The sequence below is a fragment of the Mesorhizobium sp. ISC25 genome (assembly GCF_042295465.1).
Lineage (GTDB): Bacteria > Pseudomonadota > Alphaproteobacteria > Rhizobiales > Rhizobiaceae > Mesorhizobium.
Genome location: NZ_CP135441.1, coordinates 4,131,653 through 4,155,593 on the forward strand (window position 1 = coordinate 4,131,653; position 23,941 = coordinate 4,155,593).

Here is a 23,941-nt window from a genome sequence, read left to right on the forward strand (position 1 = left end):
TCGTCAGCTTTGACCCCGAGCAGACTCTCAAAGGTGAAGGCGCGCATGACTGCTTTGCGCAGCAAGTCTGCCGAAGGGGACCGCATTTGGGATTCCTGAGAGCAGACGTCGTCTGCAGCTTCACTGGAGGTCAAGCAGGCGACTATTGGCAATAATGCGGGGAGAGCGCAGGATTGTCCAAAGGGCCTTCGTTTGCGACAGGGCATTTGCGCGATGAGTCAATTTGGTAGCGAACCGATTCGTGATCCTGCGGACCTCGGCTTCGACAAGGCGCGGCTGGCGCGACTGAAACGGTGGATGCAGCGATATGCCGACACCGGGCGCTGGCCGGGCGGTGCGGTGCTCATCGCGCGCCATGGAGAACTCGCCTTTTTCGACTGCGCCGGGCACGCAGACGTCGAAGCCAAGCGGCCTTGGCAGCGCGACCTCATCGCCCGCATCTACTCGATGACCAAGCCTGTCACCGCCGTCGCGCTGATGATGCTGTACGAGGAGGCGCGCCTGCATCTCGACGATCCGGTCGAAGCTTACCTGCCGGAATTCAAAAATAGGCAAGTTCTGATACCGGGCGCAACGTCGCTCGACCAAACGGTGCCCGTCAAAACGAAGATGACGATCCACCATCTGCTGACTCACACATCCGGCCTAAGCCTTTTCACGAACCCTCGACTGCTCGGTGAAGCTTATGCCAAGGAAAAACTCGGCCTCGCCCTTGCTTACGGTGGGCTCGACAAGATGGTGCGCAGGATAGCCGAGCTGCCATTGGAATGGGAGCCGGGCACGAAATGGCAATACAGCACCGGGTCCGATGTCATCGGCCGCATCGTGGAAGTCGTTTCTGGAGTGACGCTCGACAAGTACTTCGCGACGCGGATCTTCGAGCCCCTCGGCATGACCGACACCGGCTTCTCTGTACCGGAGGCTGAGATCGGCCGTTTTCCCCCGCTCTATGAGGCTACAGCTGGCGGCATGGCATTGCACGAAGCGCCGCAGGTTTCGGCGTGGCGGCAAGGCAAGGTTGATACGTTCTGCGGTGGAGGCGGGCTCGTTGGAACCATCGACGACTATTGGCGGTTCACCGAAATGCTGCGGGCTGGAGGTGAACTCAACGGCGAACGCATCCTCAGTCCCCGCACTTTGAGATTGGCGGCGTGCAATTACCTACCGGGAGATCTTGCCTCGATGGCAACCGAAGTTTGGGCCGAAACCCAGTTTGACGGCGTCGGGTTCGGTCTGTTGGGCTCGGTCGTCCTCGATCCGGCCAAGGCACAAATTTCGGCGCAAGTGGGCGACTATGGCTGGGGCGGGGCGGCAGGCACCTTCTTCTGGGTGAGTCCGGTCGACGACCTGGTTGTCATTCTCTTCACGCAACTGCTGCCTTCGAGTGCCATTCCGGTGCGCAAAGAGCTGCGCGCACTCGTCCATGGCGCATTGACGGGGACCTAAGACACGTCAACAGAAACTGCGCGGAGCAACTTTGCGCTTGGCAGGCTTGGGCCGTGGCCGAGACGATGCCCGCGCAACCTGAATGTCCGCTCTTGAGGAACCGCAGCCTGAAGCTGCCTGTCCCCTTGCGGCCCATATTGAGACGTTCGTTGCCTCGGTGCCAAGCGTCCGCTCATGGGCCCTTATCGGACGTTTCGTGCGCCGATCTGGAGGCGTCGGTTAATCAGCCACAATGTCAGGAGATGATGACCACCGGACAACCGGCGCCCATCCGAATTCAACGCCCAAACACCAGAGGCGGCGCTATACGGTCGCGCCGCAGCCAGCGCCCCAGCAAGAGCGCCGCCACCACCGCCAGTCCCGACGACAGGCCGATCCAGATGCCGACGCCATTGAAGCCGAAACGGAAGGCCAGCAGTACGCCGAGCGGCAGGCCGATGCCCCAATAGCCGATCGCGGCATAGATCATCGGCACCTTGGTGTCGTGCAGGCCGCGCAGCATGCCGCTGGCGACCGCCTGCGCACCGTCAAAAACCTGGAACAGCGCGGCAAAGGCGAGGAACGACACGGCAAGCGCCACCACCTCGGCATTCGCCGGATTGCCCAGGTCGATGAAGGCGCCGATCAGGAGATGCGGCCACAGGATCATCACCAGCCCCATCAGCGCCATGAAGGAGACACCGACGACATAGGCGGTCCAGCCAGCCCGGCTGACACCTTCCGGATTGCCGGAGCCGTGGGCAAGTCCGACGCGCACCGTCACGGCCTGGTTGAGGCCGAGCGGCACCATGAAGGTGATCGAGGCGATCTGGATGGCGATCGCATGGGCGGCAAGCGAAGCCGCATCGATCAGGCCCATGAGAAAGGCCGCCGCGTTGAAGATCGTCACCTCGAAGGCCAGCAGGCCGGCGATCGGTAGGCCGAGCCGCAGCAGGCCCTTGAAGCGCGGCCAGTCAGCGCGCCAGAAGCGTCCGAACAGACGATAGCGCCGGAATTTCTTCTCAAGCATCACCACCGCCGCCATGCCGGCGAACATAAGTGTGCTGGACAGAGTCGTGGCAAGGCCGGAGCCGGCGATGCCCATCGATTGGATGCCGAGATTGCCGAACATGAACAGCCAGTTGAAAAAGGCGTTGCAGGCGACGGCAACGAAAACGATGATCAGTGCCCAGCCCGGCCGCTCCAGCGCCGAAATAAACGAGCGCAGGACGATGTAGCCGAAAAAGGGCAGCACCGCCCATTCGAGCCAGCGCAGATAGATGCCGGCCTGATGCGCCAGTGCCGGTTCCTGACCCATGGCCAGCAATACGGCCTCGCCGTGCCAGAGAAGGACCCATATCGGGAGGCAGATGAGGATCGCCAGCCACAGACCCTGGCGCACGGTGCGGCGCAGGTCGCGCACCGAGTGGCGGCGACGGCCGAGCTCGGTCGCCATCATCGGCGAGGTCGCCAGCATCAAGCCGAGCCCGAAGATCAGCGGCATGAAATAGAGGTTGGCGCCAAGCGCACCGCTGGCCAGCGTGTCCGGCCCCAACCGCCCCATCATCATGACGTCGGTGGCGGTCATCGCGGTCTGGCCGAGATTGGTCAGCACCATCGGCCAGGCGAGCGCCAGCATCGCCCTGATTTCCCGACGCCAAAGGTTTTCCGGCGCGCGAGCGTCGGCTTCGATCGCAGACATTCTAGTTTTCCGCCTATCCGATTGCGGCACGTCGGCAAGAGCCGGAAGCCGCGTCTCAGCGCGGAAAATGGCCAATATCGGCCGGATTCCGCATTACGACGGGTTTGTCTATCAAATGGGCACCGGTGGCAAGAGGCTGACTTGCGGAAGGGTTAAGCCAGTCAACTCAATGCACGCTATTGGAGAGGCTATGGAAGCAGCTATGGTCACGGCAGATCCATTTGAAAGGCCCCCTGATGAGCGCGTTTCCCGAAATACACGTGGTTCGGCATGGCGAGACGGAATGGAGTGCGTCCGGGAAACATACCGGCCGTACCGACATACCGCTGACGCCAGCCGGCGAGGACGCGGCGAGGCGCGTCGCTGAGCGGCTAAAGGGCCTGTCCTTCTCGGCGGTGTGGTCGAGCCCGTCGCAGCGCGCCTTCAACACCTGTGCGCTGGCCGGCTTCGGCTCGTCAGGCGTGAAGAAGGACGATCTGGCGGAGTGGGATTATGGTGCCTATGAGGGATTGACCACCAAGCAAATCCTCGCCGAGCGTCCCGGCTGGCGGCTTTTTCGCGACGGCTGCCCGCGTGGCGAGTCCGCTAAGGATGTCGGCTCGAGGGCGGACCGGATCGTCAGCCAGTTGCGCGAGGCCGGCAGCAACGTCCTAATCTTCTCAAGCTCGCATTTCCTGCGGGTGCTGGCCGCACGCTGGCTTGGCCTGCCGCCGCAAGACGGCGCGCTTTTCGTGCTGGATACCGCCAGCGTGAGCGTGCTCGGTTATGAGCACGATCTTGACGAGCCGGTCGTCCGGCGCTGGAACCAGAGATAGCGGCCGATCCCGGTCTATCGGATCGCGTCCAGCGCCCGCCTTTGCCGGTGCATTTCGAGAAACACGCGATAGTCGCGATCGAACCGGCCGGTCGCCGCCGGATTGGGCTCGCGCGTCCTGCCGCCCTGCTGCATGGCGACGCAGGCAGCGTTCAAGTCGGGAAAGAGTCTGGCGGCGGTGGCAGCAATCATGCCGGTGCCGAGCAGTACCGCCTCGTCCGCCAGCGGCTCGACCACCGTGCAGCCGGTGGCGTCGGCATAGAGCTCCATCAACAGCGGGTTCTTGGTGTGGCCGCCGGTGACGTGCAGCGTGTCGATCAGATAGCCGTTTTCGTTCAGCGCTTCCAGCACATGGCGGACGCCAAGCGCGATGCTGACGGCGGTGCGCCAGTAGAGCTTGCACAGGCTGTCGAAGGAGGAATCCAGCGTCAGCCCGCTGATGACGCCGACGGCATGCGGGTCGGCGAGCGGCGAACGGTTGCCGTGAAAATCGGGCAGCACGTGCAGCCTGGCGGCGAGGTTGTCTCCTTCGGCGGCGCGCAGCTCGGCGACGCGGCGGGCGATCCTGGCATGCATGGCGGCATCCGGTTCGCCGCCGGCGCCGTGCCAGCGGATGATGTGATCGAGCAGCGCGCCGGTGGCCGACTGGCCGCCTTCCGACAGCCACAGACCGGGAAGGGCGGCGCCATAATACGGCCCCCAGACACCGGCGAAAGGCTGCGGGTCGGGCGACATCGCCATGACGCAACTCGACGTGCCGGCGATCAGGGCCAGATGGCGGCCGATGTCCTTCGCGTCACCGGCGAAGCCGCCGAGCACGCCAAGCGCGCCGGCATAGGCATCGATGACGCCGGCGCCGACCCGGCATTTTTCGGTGAGGCCAAGCTCCGCCGCGGCTTGTGCGCCGAGCGGACCGATATCGGCACCGACCGGGCTTGCCTTTCCCGGCAGATTGCCGTGCTCGAAAAGGTCGCCGAGCCCGACCGCTTCGAAGAAGTCGCGCCGCCAGCCGGTCTCTTCATGGGCCAGATAGGTCCATTTGGCGGTCAGCGTGCATTGTGAACGGGCGAGAGAGCCGGTCGCCTTCCAAGTGAGGAAGTCGGTGAGGTCGAATAGGTAGCCGGCTTCGTTCCATGTTCCGGGTAGATTGCGCTTCAGCCACATCAGCTTGGGCGTCTCCATTTCCGGCGACATGACGCCGCCGATATAGTCGAGCACGGCATGGCCGCTTTCGGTGCATTCGTCGGCCTCGGCAATGGCACGATGGTCGAGCCAGACGATGGTGTCCCAGCGCCTTTCGCCAGTGACGGACACGCTCAGCTGGCCGCCATGCCGGTCCCGCACCACCAGCGAGCAGGTGGCGTCAAAAGAGATGCCGACGATATCCTCAGCCTTCACGCCCGCCTTTTCGCGGGCAGCGCGCACGGCAATGCACACCGCCGACCAGATATCCTGCGAATCGTGCTCGGCGTGGTCGGCCTTCGGCTGTTGCATGGCGATCGGGTGCTCGGCGCGGCCGAGCAAGGCGCCACCGGTGTCGAGAATGCCGGCACGGGCGCTTCCGGTGCCGACATCGACCGCGCAAACGAAACTGTTGGTCAAGGTGTTCTTGCTCTCGCTCCCAGGCCTGCAATCAGATCGGGCAATTGCAGCATGTCAGCGAATATAAAGTCCGGCTCACTCGACGCAAGCCGCGCTTTCAATGCCGGGTTGCCGGTGTGCGAGCCGCCGGTGAAGGCAAGGACGCGCATGCCGGCCGCCCGCGCCGCTTCGATGCCGGCCGGGCTGTCCTCGACGACGAGGCAGTTTCGTGGGGCCGCTCTCATTTTATCGGCTGCATGGAGAAAGAGATCGGGCGCCGGTTTGCCCCGCGCCACCATGGCAGCGCTGAACAAATGCGGCTCCAGCAGCCCAAGCAACCCCGTAACCTGGAGCGCATTGCGGATCCGCTCCAGCGTGCCGGAGGAGGCGACGCAGCACGGCACGCCGAGCTTCGGCAGGACCTGTGCGATGCCTGGCATCGGTTTCAGCTGCTCGCGGAACTTGCGCATCAGTTCGGAGCGCATCTTGGTCAGATGCTGGTCGGTCAGATCGAGCCCGAAGTCGCTTGCGAGGATTTCGCGGACGCTCTTCATGCTCTTGCCGAGGAAGCGCTCGTAGGCAATGTCCTCGCTGACGTTGCCGCCGGCAAGCGCGATCATCTCCAGCAATGCCGAGACGGACAGCATCTCACTGTCCACCAGCACGCCGTCACAGTCGAAAATGACCAGTTCAGGCGTCATCGCGCTGGATCGGCTTCAGAGGTCGCTGGCGAGATAGCGCGTCAGTGTCGCGCGCGCGCCGTCCGCCCACAGCGATTTGAGCGCATGGGCGAACGCTTCGGCGAACGGCGCCGAGCGTCCGACGTCGCCATAGATGTCCTCCATGGCAAGCCAGGCGGCAGGCATGCCCCTGGCCGCCTTGGCTGTCGCCTGCAACCGGCCCCAGTTCGGGTCGTTGGGGTCGGTGACGGCACCGGAATCCGTCGCGCCGAAGCAGTAGCGACACCAGAGCGCAGATTCCAGCGCCAGGCCGGTGACGCTTTTGCCGGCCTTCAGCCGGTCGGCGATCGTCGGAATGATGAATTTCGGCTGGCGGTTGGAGCCGTCGAGGCAAAGCCGCCGTATAGTGTCGCCGATCTTCGGATTGGAGAATCGGTGCTCGATGAGCTGGTAGTAATCTTCGAGGTCGGTGTCCGGCACCGGCGGCACGGTCGGGATGATCTCGTCATGCTCGAGCTTGTCGAGGAAGCCGCGTACCAGCGGCTCCTGCATCGCCTCATGAACGAAATGGATGTCCATCAGCCCGGCCGGATAGGCGATGGTCGCATGGCCGCCATTGAGGATGCGGATCTTCATCAGCTCATAGGGCGCGACGTCGCTGACGAACTGCACGCCGACCTGTTCCAGCGGCGGGCGGCCATCGGTGAAACGGTCCTCCAGCACCCATTGCTTGAACGGCTCGCAAAACACCGGCCAATTGTCGTCGAGGCCGAACTCGCTGGAGAGAATGCCGCGCTCGCGGTCGGTGGTCGCCGGCGTGATGCGGTCGACCATGCCATTGGGAAAGGCGACGTTTTCGCTCACCCAGTTGGCCAGATCCTCGTCGATCAGCCGCGCCAGGCCGATGACGCCGTCTGAGGTGACATGGCCGTTATGGGGGATGTTGTCGCAGGACATGACTGTGAAAGGCACGATGCCGTCGGCGCGGCGACGCAGCAGCCCGGCGAGGATGAGCCCAAAAACGGTCTTCGGTGTCGCCCCGGGTTGCGCGTCGGCAACGATGTCGGGATGCGTCGGATTGAAGACGCCGGAAGCCGGATCGATGAAATAGCCGCCCTCGGTGATGGTCAGGGAAACGATCTTGATCGCCGGATCGGCAAGCTGCTCGACGATTGCGGCCGCGTCGCCCGGCATCAGGAAATCGATCATGACGCCGATGACGCGCGCGCTCATATGGCCGCTGTCCTGCTCGACCACGGTGGTCAGCCAGTCCTGCTCCTGCAGCTTGCCGCGGCCGACCTTCTCGCCCTCGAAGACGCCGGCGCCAACAATGGCCCAGTCGTGGCCGACGCCCGAATTGAACAGGTCGTCGAGATAGACGGCCTGGTGCGAGCGATGGAAATTGCCGACGCCGAAATGCACGATCCCGGCCTTGAGCGCGGCGCGATCGTATTTCGGGCCGGCGACCTTGGGCGGCAGCTTGGCGAGGATGGAAGAAGAGAGTTTCACGGACATCTGCTTTTACCCTTTAGCGGGACGGCTCTTCCCCCCGTGGAGGAGACGGGGAGAAGAGCGCCTTCGCCCCCTCAACTCATCCACTGGCCGCCATCGACATTATAGGTCTGGGCAACGATGTATTCGGCCTCGTCGCTGGCCAGGAACACCGCCATGCCGGTGAGGTCTTGCGCCGTGCCCATACGGCCATAAGGCACGGCTTCGCCGACCAGCCTCTTCTTCTCGCCCCTCGGCCGGTTCTCGAACTTTGCGAACAAGGCATCGACATGGTCCCAGTGCTCGCCGTCGACGACACCCGGGGCGATGGCATTGACGTTGATGCGGTGCTTGATCAGGTCGAGCCCTGCCGACTGGGTGAGCGAGATGACCGCCGCCTTGGTGGCGCAGTAGACGGCGACCAGCGCCTCGCCGCGGCGCCCGGCCTGGCTTGCCATATTGATGATCTTGCCGCCCTTGCCGCGGGCAATCATCGAACGGGCGGCGGCCTGCAGCGTAAACAGCGTGCCGGCGACATTGACCAAGAACAATTTGTCGTAGCTTGCCCTGGTGATCTCGACGATCGGCGCCAGGTCGAACAAGGCAGCGTTGTTGATCAAGATATCGAGGCCGCCGGCTCTGGTTTCGACCGCCTTGACGGCCGCATCGATAGACGCGAGATCGGTGACGTCCAGCTTCACCGCGTAGGCGTTGCCGCCGATTTCCGAAGCTGTCTTCTCGGCGGCTTCGAGATTGATGTCGCCAATCGCGACCGTCGCCCCTTCGCGCATATAGGTTTCGGCAAACGCCCTGCCGATACCGCGCGCCGATCCGGTGATCAGCGCCGATTTACCCCGGAGCCTCATTGCAGCATCGCCTTCCCATCGGCGCCGAAACGATGCAGCTTGGCCTTGTCCGGCGTCAGGTAGATCGTGTCGCCGTGATGGGCGGGCAGTTCGCCGTCGGCACGCACCGTCAACTGCCCGACGCCATCCGCCTGGACATGCAAGAACGTATCGGAGCCGAGATGCTCGGCAACGCCGACCGTCGCCTTCCAGTCGCCTGACGTCTTCGAAATGTTCATATGCTCCGGGCGGATGCCGACTGTGTTGGCGCCATATTTGGCGGCCGGCGCGCCTTCGATCAGGTTCATCTTCGGCGAACCTATGAAACCGGCGACGAACAGGTTCTTCGGCGTCTTGTAGAGCTCCATCGGCGAGCCGACCTGCTCGATATTGCCGGCATTGAGCACGACGATCTTGTCGGCCATGGTCATCGCCTCGATCTGGTCGTGGGTGACGTAGACCATGGTTGTCTTGAGCTGGTGGTGCAGCTCGCTGATCTCCAGCCGCATGGTGCCGCGCAGCGCCGCGTCGAGATTGGACAAAGGCTCGTCGAACAGGAAGGCCGAAGGTTGGCGCACGATGGCGCGGCCGATGGCGACGCGCTGCCGCTGGCCGCCGGAGAGCTGACCGGGGCGGCGGTCGAGGTAGTTGGTGAGGTTCAAGATGCGGGCGGCGTCCTTCACCTTCTTGTCGATGGTGGCTTTGTCCTCGCCCGCCATCTTCAGCGGGAAAGCGATGTTCTTGGCCACCGTCATGTGCGGGTAGAGCGCATAGGACTGGAACACCATGGCCAGCTTGCGCTTGGCCGGCGCCTCACCGGTGACGTCGCGGCCATCGATATTGATGGTGCCGCCGCTGGTATCCTCCAGGCCAGCGATCAGACGCAACAGCGTTGACTTGCCGCAGCCTGACGGGCCGACGAAGACGACGAACTCGCCGTTCTCGATGACCAGGTCGAGACCGGGAATGATGGATGTCGCCCCGAAGGATTTGGAGACGTTCTTGAGCGTGATGTTTCCCATGATTTCCTCCCCCGAAGGGCTATTTCGTCGTTTTGCGTCAGGCAGTTTCCGTTACTTTACTGCCCCAAATGTCAGGCCGCGGACCAGCTGCTTCTGGCTGAACCAGCCCATGATCAGGATCGGCGCGATCGCCAGCGTCGAGGCGGCCGAAAGCTTGGCCCAGAACAGCCCCTGCGGGCTGGAGAAGGAGCTGATGAAAGCGGTGAGCGGCGCGGCCTCGGTGGTGGTCAGCCGGATCGTCCAGAACGCCTCGTTCCAGGCGAGAATGATGTTGAGCAGCATGGTCGAGGCGATGCCCGGCACAGCCATCGGCGTCAGCACGTAGATGATCTCGTTCCAGAGCGATGCGCCGTCCATGCGCGCCGCTTCCAGGATCTCGCCCGGGATCTCGCGAAAATAGGTGTAGAGCATCCAGACCACGATCGGCAGGTTGATCAGCATCAGCATGACCATCAGGCCGATGCGGCTGTCGAGCAGTCCGGTGTCGCGGAAGATCAGATAGATCGGAAACAGCACGGCGACGGCCGGCATCATCTTGGTGGAAAGCATCCACATCAGGATGTCCTTGGTGCGTTTGCCTGGCGAAAACGCCATCGACCATGCCGCCGGTATGGCGACGAGCAGAGCCAACACGGTCGAGCCGACCGACAGGAACACCGAGTTCAGGAAGAACTTGAAATAACCGTTCTGCGCCTGGACCTCGGAATAGCTCTCCGTGGTTCCTGACGGGAACAGGTTGAAGCCCTGGATGGCCTCCTGCTCCGACTTGAACGAGGTGATGATCGTATAGAGGATCGGGAAAAAGATCAGCAGCGCGACGATCCAGGCGGCCGCGGTCGCAATCGTCTTGTGCTGGGTGGTGACTGCACGTGCCATCTTAGCCTCCCTTATTTGTCCAAGTTCTTGCCGACGGCGCGCATGGCGAAGAAGGCGACGATGTTGGCGAGAATGACGGCGATGATGCCGCCGGCGGACGCCTGGCCGATTTTGAACTCCAGCAATGCCTTCTGGTAGACGAGGAAGGGCAGGTTGGTGGAGGCATAACCCGGGCCGCCATTGGTGGTGACGAGGATCTCGGCATAGACCGAGAGAAGGAAGATCGTCTGGATCAGGATGACGACGGTTATGGCGCGCGACATATGCGGCAGCGTCAAATAGATGAAGCGGCTGATGAAGCCGGCGCCGTCCATTTCGGCGGCTTCCTTCTGCTCGCCGTCGAGCGACTGAAGCGCGGTCAACAGGATCAGCGTCGCAAACGGCAGCCACTGCCAGGCAACGATGATGATGATCGCCAGGAGCGGGTGCTGCCCGAACCAGTCGATCGGCTGCCCGCCTAAGAAGCGCGCAATATCGGCGAAGACACCGTATTGCGGGTGCATGATCATGTTCTTCCAGACCAGTGCTGCCACCGGCGGCATGACGAAGAACGGCGAGATGACGAGGATGCGGACGATGCCCTGTCCCCACATCGGCTGATCGAGCAGAAGGGCCAGCAGGATACCGCCGATCACCGTGATCAAAAGCACGCTGACGACGATGGTGAGCGTGTTGAGGATCGACTGCAGGAATGCCGGGTTGGAATAGAACAGCGCGTAGTTCGAAAAGCCGACGAAGCCGTCGCGCATCGGATTGAGCGGATTGTACTGCTGGAAGGAGAACCACAGCGTGAATGCCAGCGGCACAATCATCCAAACCAGCAGCAGCACCACGGATGGCGCCATCATGAAACGGGCAAGCGAACGGGTCTGCTGAGTAGCCATGACGGTCACCCTTCGAGGTCAGCCAAGTTTTTTCAGCGGTGTGAAAGCTGGCCGCCCGAACTGGGATTCGGGCGGCCGGTGCCGATTGCTATTGGCAACCGGCACCGGGAGGAGCCTTACTTGATGTAACCACCCTCGGTCATCGTCGCGGTGGCGGCATCCTGCGCCTGCTTCAAGGCATCGTCGACGCTCGACTGGCCGGCAAGTGCCGCCGAAAAGAGCTGGCCGACGGTGGTGCCGAGGCCCTGGAACTCCGGAATGGCGACGAACTGGACGCCGACATAAGGCACCGGCTTGACGGTCGGGTGCGTCGGATCGGCGGAGTTGATCGAGTCCAGCGTCATCTTGGCGAAAGGCGCTGCCTTCTGGTACTCGGGATTGGCATAGAGCGAGGAGCGCGTTCCCGGCGGAACGTTGGCCCAGCCTTCCTTCGAGGCGACGAGCTCGGCATAGTGCTTGCTGGTTGCCCAGGATACGAACTTTTGAGCGGCGTCGGCCTTCTGGGTGCCGGCGGGGATGGCCAGCGACCACGCCCACAGCCAATTGCCGCGCTTGCCGAGGCCATTGTCCGGTGCCAGCGCATAGCCGACCTTGTCGGCGACGGTGGAGTTCTTCGGGTCGGAGACGAAGGAGGCAGCGACGGTGGCGTCGATCCACATGCCGCATTTGCCCTGCTGGAACAGCGCCAAGTTTTCGTTGAAGCCGTTGGACGACGCGCCCTCGGGGCCGTCGGCCTTCATCAGGTCGACATAGAATTGCAGCGTGTTCTTCCATTCGGGCTGGTCGAATTGCGGCTTCCAGTTCTCGTCGAACCAGCGCGCGCCGAACGAGTTCGACATGGCGGTCAGGAAGGCCATGTTCTCGCCCCAGCCTGCCTTGCCGCGCAGGCAGACGCCGTTCACGCCGTTGGCGCGGTCGGTCATCTTGTCGGCGGCCTGCTTGATGAAGTCCCAGGTCGGTGCATCGGGCATCTTGAGCCCGGCCTTTTCCATCAGATCCTTGCGGTACATGACGAAGGAGCTTTCGCCGTAGAACGGCGCTGCGTAGAGCTTGCCGTCGACCGACAGGCCGCCGGCTATGGCCGGGATGATGTCCTTGACGTCGTAATCGTCGCCGAGCTTGTCGAGAGGCAAGAGCCAGCTCTGCTTGGCCCAGATCGGCACCTCGTAGGTGCCGATGGTCATCACGTCGTACTGGCCACCCTTGGTGGCGATGTCGGTGGTGACGCGCTCGCGCAGGACGTTTTCCTCGAGCGTGACCCACTGCAGCTGAATGTCGGGATTCGTTGCGGTGAAGTCGTCGGTCAGCTTCTGCATGCGGACCATGTCGCCATTGTTGACCGTGGCGATGGTGATGGATTCGGCATGCGCGGCGAAAGCGAGGGCGCTCGCCGAGAACAGGCCTAGGGTGAACGTGCGAAGTTTCATCAAAATTCCTCCCATAAACCAAGATGAGCATTTGCCTTGGTTGTGAGCAATTACTCACTTGCGCTGAATTATGTCAAGACGGATTCGTTGCTGCAGCGCAGCACGCCGGTCTCGTGCAGCGACAAGCCTGGGACGTTTGCGGCATGTCTGACCAAGGATCGTGCTAATTGGGCCCGGAGCTTTGCTGTCGGGCTTGCTGGGATTCAGCCTATTGGCAAGCGATCTCGCTCAGGATCCAATCACGGAAGGCGCGGATCTTCGGCACGTTGCGCCGGGCCGTCGGATAGACCAGCCAATAGGCATGGCCGTCGTCACCAACCAGATCAAAGGGCTGGATCAGGCGGCCGTCGGCAAGTTCGGTCTTGAACAGCGCCTTGGTGACGATCGCCACGCCATGGCCGGCAATCGCGGCATTGGCCTCGTAGGCCTGCGCGCCCATGCTGGTGCCGGGGCGCTTGGCCAGTTCCTCGACCGGCAGGCCGGCGGCGGCAAACCAGTCCCGCCACCAGATGTCGCCCGGATCGAGGATCGGCAGCCGCAACAGGTCGGCCGGCTCGCTGACGCCGCCGATGCTGGCCGCGAGCTTTGGGCTGAGAACCGGCGTGAAATCGGCCCTGAAAAGCATATGGGTCTCGACGCCCGGCCAGTTGCCGCCGCCGGAGCGGATGGCGATGTCGATATCCTCTCTGGCAAAGTCGACAACCCTGTTCGAAGTATCGACGCGCACCGCCACCGACGGATGCGCGACCTGGAAGGAACCGAGATGCTGCGCCAGCCAATTGGAGGCAAAGGTCAGCAGCGTCGAAACGCAAAGCACGCCATCGGCGCCAGTGCGCGCGGCGGCATAGGCGCCGCTCAACAGCGCGAACGCTTCGCTGACCGCGGGCGCCAGGCGCTGGCCGGGTTCGGTCAGCACGATCTGTTTTGGCTGGCGCAGGAACAGAGGCGCGCCGATGCGCTCCTCCAGAAGCTTGATCTGATAGCTTGCCGCCGCCTGCGTCATTCCAAGCTCCTGGGCGGCCTTGGTGAAGGAGAGATGCCGCGCCACCGCCTCGAACACCCGGATCGCCTGAAGCGGAGGAAGCTGCGAAACCAGCTGTCGTGAATTGAGCTCCGGCATAAGCCCTCCTTATGGGCAGTGATCGACGTTTGATTGGCGGCACCAGCCGGTCCTACCGATATTCCGTGTTGAAGATCAATTACGCCTAGAGATAGCGAAGGCTGACGATCATGACCACAATACAGGAAAAGCTGCTTCTTGCTCCAGCCCACGGCTGGTTTTCACGGCTGGCGCGGGGACCGGCAAGGCACGCGGCGCGGAAACGGGCCTATCTCGACGTCCGGGAACTGCCGCCGCATCTGCAGCGCGACATGGGCTTCCTCGACGGCAATGATCCTTGCGGACGTCGCCAGTAGTGTCGCTCGTTTTATCGGGGGTTCAGATGCGTTTCGATTTCACATGATCGTTTCCGACCACCAGGGGCTCGGAGATCATGCGCCATCCAGCAAGGCGGCGGCGGTCCGCTCATCGGTGATCAGGCCGTTGACCAGCCGCCGGTTGACGGCGGCGAAGATGCCCGGCAGCTTGCGGTCGCCCATGGCAAGCGCGATCACCAGCGACTTTTCGCGCGACGGCAGCGGTGCCGACGAGACCCGATCATTGGTGATGCCCTCGATCATGCGGCCGTCGCGGTCGAACACCCAGCCGACGATCTCGGCGACGCCGCCGGCCTTCTGCAGCGCCTTTAATTCACCCTCCGAAATGAAGCCGTCCTCGTAAAGCGGCGCCTTCGGGCCGAGGTCGCCGATGCCGACAAAGGTGACGTCGGCCTCAGCCGCAAGCGCCAGCGTCGGCTGGATCATCGGCTGGCTGAGCAGCATCTCGCGCTCCTCGGGAGAGGAAGCGATGACCGGCAAAGGCATCGGAAACGAGCGCGCCTTGACCCTGTCGGCCATGGTGAAGATGACGTTGTAGAAGGCCGCCGAGCCGTCCGGCGAGATATTGCCGGTCAGCGACACCACCTTGTGCTGCGGGCATTCCATCGGCGGCAGTTGCTCGATCGCGGCCTTCAGCGTGCGGCCGGTGCCGATCGCCATGACGATTGGTGTGGGCGAGCGCAGCCGCCGTTCGATCTCGGCCGCCGCCGCCTCGGCGACGCCGATGACGGTGGAGGACGAAGACGGGTCGCTCGGCACCACCTCGACCAGATCAAGGGCAAAGCGCGATTTCAGCCGTGCCGCAAGGTCGAGGCAATTGGCGATCGGATGGTCGACGCGCACCTTGATCAGCCCTTCGGAGACTGCGAGCGACACCAGCCGCTGCGCCGTCTGCCGCGAGATGCCAAGCGTTGCGGCGATCTGGTCCTGGGTGTTGCCGGCAACGTAATAGAGCCAGCCGGCGCGCGCCGCGTCGTCCAGCCTGTTGCCGCCGCTATCCTGCCGCGAATTCAAGTTCCTGCCTCCCAACCCGCCGAGCATAAGAGGCGGAGGACCATAGTTTCGCAGGGAATGAACGTGCGCGCAATTGCCTATTGTAAGAGCAATTGCTTAGGGCTGAAACTTGGTGTTTGGAGCGAAGTGACGGGTCGACCCAGTCTCGTTGCAACAGCAAGGCTGTCGAGGTCGCACCAATTTCGGTTCTAAAGCGCGTCGCATTCGATCGGCCTCATGCGACGCGTTTTAGGTTCTTTTCTATGCATGTCGTCATCGCAAAACCGCTCCAAATTTCTGAGCGACATGCATTAGCGGGGACGCGGCGGTTTATCTCCCGCGCTAAACGCTTTAAGGGATTTTTTGAGAATGGAGCCTTGCATGACGCCGAAAGCGGTTTTCTGGGATATGGACGGCACGCTGGTCGACAGCGAGCCGCTGCACGAGGCAGCGCTGATTGCGGCGCTGCACAGCGTCGGCATCGCACCGCCGGCCAACCTGCACGAGCGGGTGCTCGGCATCGCCGCATGGCCGGTCTACGAAATGCTGCGCGACGAGTTCGGCCTCGACCTGCCTTTCGACGACTGGATCGTGCGCAAATACGATCACTATCTGCCGATGGCCGAAACGCTGATGCCACGCAGCGGCGCGATCGAGATTTTCAATGAGCTGCGGGAGCTTGGCGTGCCGCAAGCGGTGGTGTCTAACTCGGACAGGCTGATCGTCGATGCCAATCTGCGCGCCGTAGGCCTCGTCTATCCCGGCATGAAGACGGTCAGCCGCAACGACGTGCGCGAAGGCAAGCCGCATGCCGAACCTTTCCTGCGCGCCGCCTGGCTGGCCGACGTCGATCCCGCCGAGGCCGTTGCGGTCGACGACAGCGTGACCGGCGCCACGGCGGGGCTGGCAGCGGGAATGAAGACGATCTTCTGGCCGGAGGTGCCCATGGAAGGGCCGCCGGGGGCGATTGTCATCAACAGCGCCGACGAATTGCGGGCGGAGTTCGGGCTTTAAGCCGGGCCGGGTTGGACCGCGCTCAGTTCCGGTAGGCGGGCTCCTGCTCGTCGAGGATCGCCTTCAGTTCGGAAAGGTGGCGTTCGGCCTGGCCGGGATAGTCTTCCTGTTCCCTTGCCGCTTTCTCCGCGATCTCGTCCGACAATACCCGCAACGGCCGGCCGGTCCACAGCGCCTTGATATAGGTTTCGGCGGCGCGCTCGAAATAGAACATGCGGTTGAAGGTGTCGGCGACGCTGTCGCCGATGACCAGCACGCCATGATTGCCCATCACCATCACCTTGACCTTCGGGTCGACAAGAAGCTGCGAGCAGCGCTCGCCCTCTTCCTCGAAGGCCAACCCACCATAATGAGCGTCGACGACATGGCGGTTGAAGAAGATCGCCGAGTTCTGGTCGATCGGCGGCAGCGTCGAGTCGGCAAGCGAGGCAAGCACGGTGGCGTGGATCGAGTGGACATGCATGACGCAGCGCGCATGACGCACGTTGCGATGGATGGCACCATGCAGGCCCCACGCCGTCGGATCGGGCGCATTCGGGCCGACCAGCGTGTCGGGATCATTGGCGTCGATCAGAAGCAGGTCGCTCGCCTTGATGCGCGAGAAATGCACCTGGTTAGGGTTCATCAGGAATTGCGAGCCATCGTCGTTGACCGCCAGCGAAAAATGATTGGCCACCGCCTCATGCATGTTAAGCCGCGCCGTCCAGCGGAAGGCGCAGGCCAGATCGACGCGCTCCTCATAGAACGGCAGGTTGGTCAGCACTTCCTTCTGCAGGCGCGTGATGCTCATCGTAGACCTCCGTGAATGGAGCGAGCATGCCGCGCGGCTGGAACAGGCGCAACCGGTTTCGTTTGGTGCAGGCGAGCGCCGTTATGCCGCCGTGCTGGTGGCCGCGCCGGCTCTCAGCCCGCCATGCTCGACGATGAAATCTATCACTTCCTGCAGTCCCTTGCCGCGCGACAGGTCTGTGAAGCCGAACGGCCGCTTGCCGCGCATGCGGGCAGCGTCGCTTTCCATGATGTCGAGATTGACGTTCACATAGGGCGCAAGGTCGCTCTTGTTGATGACCAGGAAGTCGGATCGGGTGATCGCCGGGCCGCCCTTTCTCGGGATCTCCTCGCCCTGGCAAACCGAGATGACATAAAGCGTCAGGTCGGCAAGGTCCGGCGAGAAGGTGGCGGCGAGGTTGTCGCCGCCCGATTCGATGAAGACGATGTCGAGATCCGGGAATTTCTTGGTCATCTCGGCGATCGCCTGCAGATTGATCGAGGCGTCCTCGCGGATGGCGGTGTGCGGGCAGCCGCCGGTCTCGACGCCGACGATGCGATCCTCGGGCAGCGCCTGCAGCCGGGCCAGCATCATGGCGTCTTCCTTGGTGTAGATGTCGTTGGTGACGACGGCGATCGAGAACTCGTCACGTAGCGCCTTGCAGAGCTTTTCGGTGAGCGTCGTCTTGCCCGAGCCGACCGGACCGCCAATGCCGATGCGAAGAGGACCGTTGGGCGATATCATCCGGGGAACTCCATGAGGGCAAGAACAGCAAAGCCAAGCCCGATCAGCAGGCACAGCGGCGAATAATGACGCAGATCGAGCCGCGCGAAAGGCTGTTCGGGCGTCAGCCGGCGCCACCAGGGCGTGAAGCCGGCAATGCCACGCGCCAGGAAAACCAGCGCGATGAGCAGTGACGTGGCGGCAAGCCCAGCCTTGGGAAACGGCGTGGCAACGATGCCCTCGAGCGCCATCGGCCACAGTGTCGCCAGGCCGAGACATGCGGCGACGGCGAAGCTGGCGAAGGGTGCCGGCATTTCGTCGACGCCGCGAAAGCCGATGACGGCGCGGGCGCAGGACGCGGCATCCCTGCCCGGCCAGATGCCGCCAATGCCCCAATAGACATGCAGCGCGGTGATCAGCAGCAGGACCGAGGAGAGCGCGGAGGCTAGGATGATCATGAGCGGAACAGCCGCGAATACTGGGTCTCGTGCTTCATCGCCATGATATCGGAGATAAAAGCGCAGCCGCCGAGATCGTCGAGGGTCGAGCCGGCAGCGCGGGCTGCAGTCGCCAAGGCCAGCGGCTCGAAGCCGGCGAGCAGCGCGGTCGCTCCGGTCTGGCCAACGACACCAAGCCGGATCGCGGCCTGGACGAGGTTGGAAAAGAAGGCCTGCAGGAAGCCGGCCAGCGCATCCCGCAGCATAATTCCGTGGCCGCCGGCGACGGCACCGACGGCGACGCAATAGGCACATTCGGCCGGCAGGCGATCCAACACCTGGCATGGCCAAGCCGAGGCCGCCTTCAGGAAGGCGGCGCCCTGCAGCATCGTCTCGGTATGACGCTCGCGTGAGCCGGCCAAGGCCTCGGCGAGTGCTGCGATTTCGGCGAGATCGCCGGCTTCGCGCGCCCGGCGCCAGCTTTCGGCAAACAGCACCGCATCGTTCCAACCGGAACCCATCTCGACTAGCGTCTCCAGCCACGCGGCGAGGTCTTTGCTGTCGGCAACCAGCCCGGCATGCACGGCTTGTTCCAGACCATGGCTGTAGGAAAAGCCGCCGACCGGGAAGGAAGGCGACAGCCACGCCATCAGCCGCAACAAAGCGATGTTGTAAGGCTGGGCAACGTTGGAAGGCTGGTCAGTCATGGTCATGGTCGTGCGAATGGCTGTGGGAATGCGATTCGCTGTGGCTATGGGAATGCGCTTCGGCGTGGCTGTGCGCATGCGCCTCGGCATGAGCATGGCCGTGCCCGCCATGCCCGGAATAGGCGCCGCGCACAGGCTTGAACGGTTCGGAGACGTCGCTCACCGTGGCGCCCAATCCCTCCAGCATCGCCTTGATGACATGGTCGCGCAGGATGAGGATGCGCCCAGCTTCGACGGCGGCGGCGAGGTGGCGGTTGCCGATGTGCCAGGCAAGCTCGGCCAGATGGACAGGGTCGCTGGCCCGGACGTCGTAGAGCGGCTCCTCGGCCGCGATGATCTCGATGTGGCGGCCATCTTCCAGCACCAGCCGGTCGCCATGGTTCAAGGTCACCGGTTCGGGCAGGTCGACCAGCACCTTGTCGCTACGGGCCGTTTCGATGGCGCGCCGGCGCAGATGCCGCTCGTCATGGGCAAGCACCGCACTGTCGTATGGCGCGGTGGTTCCGGCTTCGCCTGCGGCCAGGACGGAGACGGCGCGCGGGAATTTGGTGAAGTCAGTGCGGATATCGAGCTTCATGTAAGACTGCCTTTCGCAAAAAGCCTAGACTATCCGGTCCGCCGCCCCAATGGCGCTCAGACGATCGTGTGGAAGAGCCGCAGGATGAACGATATCTGATAGACGAGCGCGCCGGCGACAAAGGCGATGTGGAAACGGCGGTCGCGCAGCAGGATCGCAATGACGCAAAGCGCGACGAAAACCGGCGTGCGGATCAGATATTCGACGCCAAAATGGGCGAAGTGCGCCGGCCCTTTCAGCAGCGTATCGACCACGTCCAGCAGATAGGTCGCCGCCAGCAAGCCGAAGAACCAGGCGCGGCGCGAATAGAAGAAATCCTCATAGCTGGTGTAGTCCAGCATCGAATCCGGAAACAGCAGCGCGCAGAGCAGGAACAGCGTGACGGCGTAGAAGATGATGAACAGGTATTTGCCGAAGGTCCAGCTCTCGATCTGGAACAGGCCGAACTCCCACCACCAGAAATGCACCAGCATCAAAAGCACCGACGCAACCCAGGCGAGGTGCACGGGATAGAGCCGGTACTGGCCGGGATGCTGGACGATGCGGGCAAGCCCCGACAAAAGCCGGGTGACGCCAAGGCCGATCACCATGCCCAGGACAATGCGGATATGCGGGAAAATGTCGTGGGCGTAGGGGAGTTGCTGGTCCATAGGCCTGGCGCGGCATGTTCTACATAGGTCGTTCTAGCGCCTATGGTTCAGAACAGGAAGTAGCGTTGCGCCATCGGCAGCACGGTGGCCGGCTCGCAGGTCAGGAGTTCACCGTCGGCGCGGACCTCGTAGGTTTCGGGGTCGACCTCGACATGCGGCGTGGCGTCGTTGAGCACCATCGAGTGCTTGCCGATGCCGCCGCGGGTGTTCTCGACCGCCACCATCTGCTTGTCGACGCCCAGCCTGCCGCGCAGGCCGGAATCGAGGGCCGCCTTCGAAACGAAGGTCACCGACGAATTGGTCATCGCCTTGCCATAGGCGCCGAACATCGGCCGATAGTGCATCGGCTGCGGCGTCGGGATCGAGGCGTTGGGATCGCCCATCGGGGCGGCGGCGATCATGCCGCCGATCAGCACCATGTCCGGCTTGACGCCGAAGAAGGCCGGGTTCCACAGCACAAGATCGGCGCGTTTTCCGACCGCCACCGAGCCGATGTCCTTCGACAGTCCATGCGCGATGGCCGGATTGATGGTGTATTTGGCGATGTAGCGGCGGACGCGGAAATTGTCGTTGTCGCCGGTCTCCTGAGGCAGCGAACCGCGCTGGCGCTTCATCTTGTCGGCGGTCTGCCAGGTGCGGATCGCCACTTCGCCGACACGGCCCATGGCCTGGCTGTCCGATGAGATGATCGAGAAGGCGCCGATGTCGTGCAGAATGTCTTCGGCGGCGATGGTTTCCTTGCGGATGCGGCTCTCGGCAAAGGCGATGTCTTCGGGGATCGACGGCGACAGGTGATGACAGACCATCAGCATGTCGAGGTGTTCGGCCAGCGTGTTGACCGTGTAGGGGCGGGTCGGATTGGTCGAGGACGGAATGACGTTGGGCAGGCCGCAGACCTTGATGATATCAGGCGCGTGGCCGCCGCCGGCGCCTTCGGTGTGGAAGGCGTGAATGGTGCGGCCCTTGATCGCTGCGACCGTGTTTTCGACGAAGCCGGACTCGTTCAGCGTGTCGGTGTGGATCATCACCTGCACGTCGTAATCGTCGGCGACCGACAGGCAGCAGTCGATTGCAGCCGGCGTTGTGCCCCAGTCCTCGTGCAGCTTCAGCGAGCAGGCGCCGGCGAGCACCATCTCCTCGAGCGCGGCAGGCAGCGACGCGTTGCCCTTGCCCGACAGGCCGATATTCATCGGGAAGGCGTCGAAAGACTGGATCATGCGCGCCAGATGCCACGGCCCCGGCGTGCAGGTGGTCGCCAGCGTACCGTGCGCCGGGCCGGTGCCGCCGCCGAGCATGGTGGTGATGCCCGACATCAGCGCTTCCTCGATCTGCTGCGGGCAGATGAAGTGGATATGCGCATCAAAGCCGCCGGCGGTCAGGATCTTGCCCTCGCCGGCGATGATCTCGGTGCCGGGGCCGATGATGATGGTGACGCCGCCTTGAGTATCCGGATTGCCGGCCTTGCCGATCGCGGCGATGCGGCCGTCCCTGAGGCCGATATCCGCCTTGACAATACCGGCGGTGGCATCGACAACCAGCGCATTGGTGATGACGGTGTCGACCGCGCCTTGCGCGCGCGAAACCTGGCTCTGGCCCATGCCATCGCGGATGACCTTGCCGCCGCCGAATTTCACCTCCTCACCGTAAAGGGTGAGATCCTTTTCGACCTCGATGAACAGCTCGGTGTCGGCGAGCCGGACCTTGTCGCCAACGGTCGGGCCGTACATCTGCGCATAGGCGGCGCGGGTGATTTTAGCCATCAGCAATTGCTCCCGAAATACAGCCCGAAAATACCGCTTGTCGAAGCCGGGCCCCACATTGCCGCCATCCTATGGTCACGCAATGACCCGCTGAGCGACACTTTCCGATCCCATTTAGCGTTTGAGGTGGCCGGGCCACCCCAAAACGACCATTTGCCAATCGATGGAAAGGAACATCCATGCGCAAAACGACTCTTCTGGCAGCCGCCGCCACGCTGGTGCTCGCAACCGCCGCCAGCGCCCAGCAACAGCCTGCTCAGCAGCCCAGTCCGGCGCCGGCCGCGCCTGCTCCTGCCGCGCCCGGGGCGCAGCCACAGGCGCCCACCATCCAGGCCATCAACGTCGTCGATATCAAGGATCTGCCGGCGGACACTCAAGCCAAGGTCAACGAGGTGATCGCAAAGCGCAGCGATGCCGACCTGCAGAAACTGCGCGGCTCGATCGACGCGACACCGCAGGTCAAATCCGCGCTCGAAGCCAAGGGGCTCACCTCGGCGCAGGTGATCGCCGCCAGCATGAGCACCAATGGCGCGCTGACGCTGATCACCAAGAAAGCGAGCTGACGAGACGAAGCGGCGGGCCGGCGCCCGGTCAGCCCGCCGCATCGCAAAGGGAACCTTCACGGGGGACGTTACGTTTCGGTCCTGTCGCCCTGACACAAGCCTCGAAAAGGAGCCTGAGAACGAGCAATGGCGATCACCACCTTCTCCGACACCAGATGGCTGCATGGGATTGCCACGACCGCGTTTCTGGCAGCCAGCATTCCGCACGCCGCGCTGAACGCGCAAAGCCTGGACAGCGCCGAGACCGTCAACCGGATCGTCGGCTCGGAGGTCGGCCAGGAAGAGACCAAGACAAATGCGGAAGCCGGCAAGGTCAGTTCGGCGATCGACCGCACGCGTGAGAACATCGCTGCCGTGCGAAAGACATCCAAGCTCGACAAGGTCGATATCGTGTTTCTTACCGATGCCGCGCGCACCGAAGGCGGCCCGCCGCCGGCGATCGAGAACAAGGTCAGGCAACATCGGGACGACATTGCCGAGCTGCGCAAGGAGATCGAGGCGAACGCATTGCTGTTCAACGCCATCGACTCGCGGCGAGTGCAGACCGAGGACGTTCTGGCGGTAGAATTCGACGATCCGGGAAAGGTCGTCATTTACGCGGCGGCCAAGCCGCCCGGCTGAGCCGAACCTGCTCGACGCCTTCGATCTCACAGCGCGCCCATGATCTTCTGCTGAAACCCGTAGACCTCGCGCTTGCCGCCGAGCGGCACCAGGGTAACGTCGCGCTCCTGGCCAGGCTCGAAGCGCATGGCTGTGCCGGCAGCGATGTCGAGGCGCATGCCGCGGGCCTTGTCGCGATCGAATCTCAGTCCCTCATTGGTCTCGAAGAAGTGGTAATGGCTGCCGACCTGGATCGGCCGGTCGCCGCTGTTGGCTACCTTCAAGGTGACCGTCGCCAGTCCCTTGTTCAGCTCTATCTCGCCGCTTGCCGTGATGATTTCGCCGGGGATCATTGATTGCCTTCCGTTTCACGGTCGCCGGATCAGGCGGCCTTGCGGGGGGTCGCAGCCTTCAGCCTTCAGCACACGTCTGGTGGAGGCCGGATATTTCGTCAGCAGCGCTGCCGGACGGATCGGCCGGGCCGAGAAGTTGCCGCCGCAATTCGGACAGGCGCCGCCGAGCACGTTTTGTGCGCAGTCGGCGCAGAAGGTGCATTCGAAGGTGCAGATCACCGCATCCGTCGCATCGGCCGGCAGATCTTTGTCGCAGCACTCGCAGTTGGGACGCAGCTCAAGCATTTTCCTCTCCCTGGCGGTGTTATCTGATCGGCTCGTGCACGGTCACCAGCTTGGTGCCGTCGGGAAACGTCGCCTCGACCTGCACATCGTGGATCATTTCGGCAATGCCTTCCATCACCTGGGCCCGGGTGACGACATGCGCGCCGGCCTCCATTAGCTCGGCGACCGCGCGGCCGTCACGGGCACCCTCGACGACGAAATCGGTTATCAGCGCGATCGCTTCCGGGTGGTTGAGCTTGACGCCGCGTTCGAGCCGCTTGCGGGCCACGATCGCCGCCATGGCGATCAGCAGCTTGTCTTTCTCCCTCGGCGTTAGATTCATGCGT

27 protein-coding genes are annotated in these 23,941 nt (G+C 63.3%); 6 read left to right on the forward strand and 21 right to left on the reverse strand.

Going from position 1 to position 23,941, the window contains the following annotated elements; translation table 11 throughout:
- The first annotated feature begins 192 nt into the window (after positions 1 to 192).
- Positions 193 to 1,446, forward strand: coding sequence for a serine hydrolase domain-containing protein (locus RQ479_RS20390; RefSeq protein ID WP_376702387.1), 1,254 nt, complete (start codon positions 193 to 195; stop codon positions 1,444 to 1,446).
- A 277-nt stretch (positions 1,447 to 1,723) separates the two neighbouring features.
- Here RQ479_RS20390 and RQ479_RS20395 read toward each other — a convergent pair whose 3' ends face one another.
- On the reverse strand, positions 1,724 to 3,127 hold the full coding sequence (locus RQ479_RS20395) for an MATE family efflux transporter (RefSeq protein ID WP_376702388.1): 1,404 nt from the start codon (positions 3,125 to 3,127) through the stop codon (positions 1,724 to 1,726).
- A gap of 233 nt (positions 3,128 to 3,360) precedes the next feature.
- Here RQ479_RS20395 and RQ479_RS20400 point away from each other — a divergent pair, with 233 nt between their 5' ends.
- Positions 3,361 to 3,942: a histidine phosphatase family protein gene (locus tag RQ479_RS20400; RefSeq protein WP_376705982.1), complete on the forward strand. Its 582-nt coding sequence runs from the start codon at positions 3,361 to 3,363 to the stop codon at positions 3,940 to 3,942.
- A 14-nt stretch (positions 3,943 to 3,956) separates the two neighbouring features.
- Here the strand turns inward: RQ479_RS20400 and RQ479_RS20405 are convergent, their stop codons facing one another.
- The 9 genes from RQ479_RS20405 to gcvA all read right to left on the reverse strand — a co-directional run bounded on the left by RQ479_RS20405 (position 3,957) and on the right by gcvA (position 13,867).
- Positions 3,957 to 5,543 carry an FGGY-family carbohydrate kinase gene (locus RQ479_RS20405; protein ID WP_376702389.1) on the reverse strand — a complete coding sequence of 529 codons (1,587 nt, stop codon included), beginning with the start codon at positions 5,541 to 5,543 and terminating at the stop codon, positions 3,957 to 3,959.
- A complete protein-coding gene (locus RQ479_RS20410) occupies positions 5,540 to 6,223 on the reverse strand; it encodes an HAD family hydrolase (RefSeq protein WP_376702390.1) in 684 nt (227 codons plus the stop codon). Before RQ479_RS20410 ends, RQ479_RS20405 begins: the two co-directional genes overlap by 4 nt.
- Before the next feature lie 15 nt (positions 6,224 to 6,238).
- A complete protein-coding gene (locus RQ479_RS20415) occupies positions 6,239 to 7,717 on the reverse strand; it encodes a mannitol dehydrogenase family protein (protein WP_376702391.1) in 1,479 nt (492 codons plus the stop codon).
- A 71-nt stretch (positions 7,718 to 7,788) separates the two neighbouring features.
- Entirely contained in the window at positions 7,789 to 8,559 is a 771-nt protein-coding gene (locus RQ479_RS20420; protein WP_376702392.1) for an L-iditol 2-dehydrogenase, read from the reverse strand.
- Positions 8,556 to 9,560, reverse strand: a complete 1,005-nt coding sequence (locus RQ479_RS20425) for an ABC transporter ATP-binding protein (protein WP_376702393.1) — start codon at positions 9,558 to 9,560, stop codon at positions 8,556 to 8,558. The genes RQ479_RS20420 and RQ479_RS20425 overlap by 4 nt, the downstream gene beginning before the upstream one ends.
- 51 nt (positions 9,561 to 9,611) lie before the next feature.
- Positions 9,612 to 10,436: a carbohydrate ABC transporter permease gene (locus tag RQ479_RS20430; protein ID WP_292662404.1), complete on the reverse strand. Its 825-nt coding sequence runs from the start codon at positions 10,434 to 10,436 to the stop codon at positions 9,612 to 9,614.
- 11 nt (positions 10,437 to 10,447) lie between these two features.
- The gene (locus tag RQ479_RS20435) at positions 10,448 to 11,320 is read right to left on the reverse strand and encodes a carbohydrate ABC transporter permease (protein ID WP_376702394.1); all 873 of its coding nucleotides are present in this window, start codon (positions 11,318 to 11,320) and stop codon (positions 10,448 to 10,450) included.
- Between the two features lie 116 nt (positions 11,321 to 11,436).
- Positions 11,437 to 12,747, reverse strand: coding sequence for a sugar ABC transporter substrate-binding protein (locus RQ479_RS20440; protein ID WP_352467784.1), 1,311 nt, complete (start codon positions 12,745 to 12,747; stop codon positions 11,437 to 11,439).
- 208 nt (positions 12,748 to 12,955) lie between these two features.
- Entirely contained in the window at positions 12,956 to 13,867 is a 912-nt protein-coding gene (gene gcvA, locus RQ479_RS20445; RefSeq protein ID WP_376702395.1) for a transcriptional regulator GcvA, read from the reverse strand.
- A 110-nt stretch (positions 13,868 to 13,977) separates the two neighbouring features.
- Here gcvA and RQ479_RS20450 point away from each other — a divergent pair, with 110 nt between their 5' ends.
- On the forward strand, positions 13,978 to 14,163 hold the full coding sequence (locus tag RQ479_RS20450) for a hypothetical protein (protein ID WP_376702396.1): 186 nt from the start codon (positions 13,978 to 13,980) through the stop codon (positions 14,161 to 14,163).
- A gap of 75 nt (positions 14,164 to 14,238) precedes the next feature.
- On the opposite strand, the gene RQ479_RS20455 is transcribed toward RQ479_RS20450, so the two are convergent.
- On the reverse strand, positions 14,239 to 15,198 hold the full coding sequence (locus tag RQ479_RS20455; protein WP_376702397.1) for a sugar-binding transcriptional regulator: 960 nt from the start codon (positions 15,196 to 15,198) through the stop codon (positions 14,239 to 14,241).
- Between the two features lie 360 nt (positions 15,199 to 15,558).
- On the opposite strand from RQ479_RS20455, the gene RQ479_RS20460 reads away from it, so the two are divergent.
- Positions 15,559 to 16,191, forward strand: coding sequence for an HAD family hydrolase (locus tag RQ479_RS20460; protein ID WP_376702398.1), 633 nt, complete (start codon positions 15,559 to 15,561; stop codon positions 16,189 to 16,191).
- Positions 16,192 to 16,213: 22 nt separating this feature from the next.
- Here RQ479_RS20460 and RQ479_RS20465 read toward each other — a convergent pair whose 3' ends face one another.
- The 7 genes from RQ479_RS20465 to ureC all read right to left on the reverse strand — a co-directional run bounded on the left by RQ479_RS20465 (position 16,214) and on the right by ureC (position 21,814).
- Entirely contained in the window at positions 16,214 to 16,981 is a 768-nt protein-coding gene (locus RQ479_RS20465; protein ID WP_353015948.1) for a class II aldolase and adducin N-terminal domain-containing protein, read from the reverse strand.
- A gap of 81 nt (positions 16,982 to 17,062) precedes the next feature.
- Positions 17,063 to 17,704 (reverse strand): urease accessory protein UreG, encoded by a 642-nt coding sequence (gene ureG / locus RQ479_RS20470; RefSeq protein ID WP_376702399.1) that lies wholly within the window; start codon positions 17,702 to 17,704, stop codon positions 17,063 to 17,065.
- A complete protein-coding gene (locus tag RQ479_RS20475; RefSeq protein ID WP_376702400.1) occupies positions 17,701 to 18,141 on the reverse strand; it encodes a DUF3995 domain-containing protein in 441 nt (146 codons plus the stop codon). The genes ureG and RQ479_RS20475 overlap by 4 nt, the downstream gene beginning before the upstream one ends.
- Entirely contained in the window at positions 18,138 to 18,827 is a 690-nt protein-coding gene (locus RQ479_RS20480) for an urease accessory protein UreF (RefSeq protein WP_376702401.1), read from the reverse strand. The genes RQ479_RS20475 and RQ479_RS20480 overlap by 4 nt, the downstream gene beginning before the upstream one ends.
- Entirely contained in the window at positions 18,820 to 19,404 is a 585-nt protein-coding gene (locus tag RQ479_RS20485; protein WP_376702402.1) for an urease accessory protein UreE, read from the reverse strand. The genes RQ479_RS20480 and RQ479_RS20485 overlap by 8 nt, the downstream gene beginning before the upstream one ends.
- 56 nt (positions 19,405 to 19,460) lie before the next feature.
- Positions 19,461 to 20,054, reverse strand: a complete 594-nt coding sequence (locus RQ479_RS20490; protein WP_376702403.1) for a hypothetical protein — start codon at positions 20,052 to 20,054, stop codon at positions 19,461 to 19,463.
- Between the two features lie 47 nt (positions 20,055 to 20,101).
- Positions 20,102 to 21,814, reverse strand: coding sequence for an urease subunit alpha (gene ureC, locus RQ479_RS20495; protein WP_376702404.1), 1,713 nt, complete (start codon positions 21,812 to 21,814; stop codon positions 20,102 to 20,104).
- Positions 21,815 to 21,993: 179 nt separating this feature from the next.
- Here ureC and RQ479_RS20500 point away from each other — a divergent pair, with 179 nt between their 5' ends.
- Together RQ479_RS20500 and RQ479_RS20505 are read left to right on the forward strand one after the other, a co-directional pair.
- Positions 21,994 to 22,377 (forward strand): hypothetical protein, encoded by a 384-nt coding sequence (locus tag RQ479_RS20500; protein ID WP_023677006.1) that lies wholly within the window; start codon positions 21,994 to 21,996, stop codon positions 22,375 to 22,377.
- A gap of 126 nt (positions 22,378 to 22,503) precedes the next feature.
- Complete coding sequence (locus RQ479_RS20505) at positions 22,504 to 22,998, forward strand: hypothetical protein (protein ID WP_376702405.1); 495 nt, start codon at positions 22,504 to 22,506, stop codon at positions 22,996 to 22,998.
- Positions 22,999 to 23,024: 26 nt separating this feature from the next.
- On the opposite strand, the gene RQ479_RS20510 is transcribed toward RQ479_RS20505, so the two are convergent.
- The 3 genes from RQ479_RS20510 to RQ479_RS20520 are packed head-to-tail and all read right to left on the reverse strand — an operon-like array spanning position 23,025 to position 23,937.
- Positions 23,025 to 23,330, reverse strand: a complete 306-nt coding sequence (locus RQ479_RS20510) for an urease subunit beta (protein WP_352567600.1) — start codon at positions 23,328 to 23,330, stop codon at positions 23,025 to 23,027.
- Positions 23,331 to 23,345: 15 nt separating this feature from the next.
- Positions 23,346 to 23,615 (reverse strand): DUF1272 domain-containing protein, encoded by a 270-nt coding sequence (locus RQ479_RS20515; protein WP_376702406.1) that lies wholly within the window; start codon positions 23,613 to 23,615, stop codon positions 23,346 to 23,348.
- Between the two features lie 19 nt (positions 23,616 to 23,634).
- The gene (locus tag RQ479_RS20520; RefSeq protein WP_023677011.1) at positions 23,635 to 23,937 is read right to left on the reverse strand and encodes an urease subunit gamma; all 303 of its coding nucleotides are present in this window, start codon (positions 23,935 to 23,937) and stop codon (positions 23,635 to 23,637) included.
- Positions 23,938 to 23,941 lie beyond the last annotated feature (4 nt).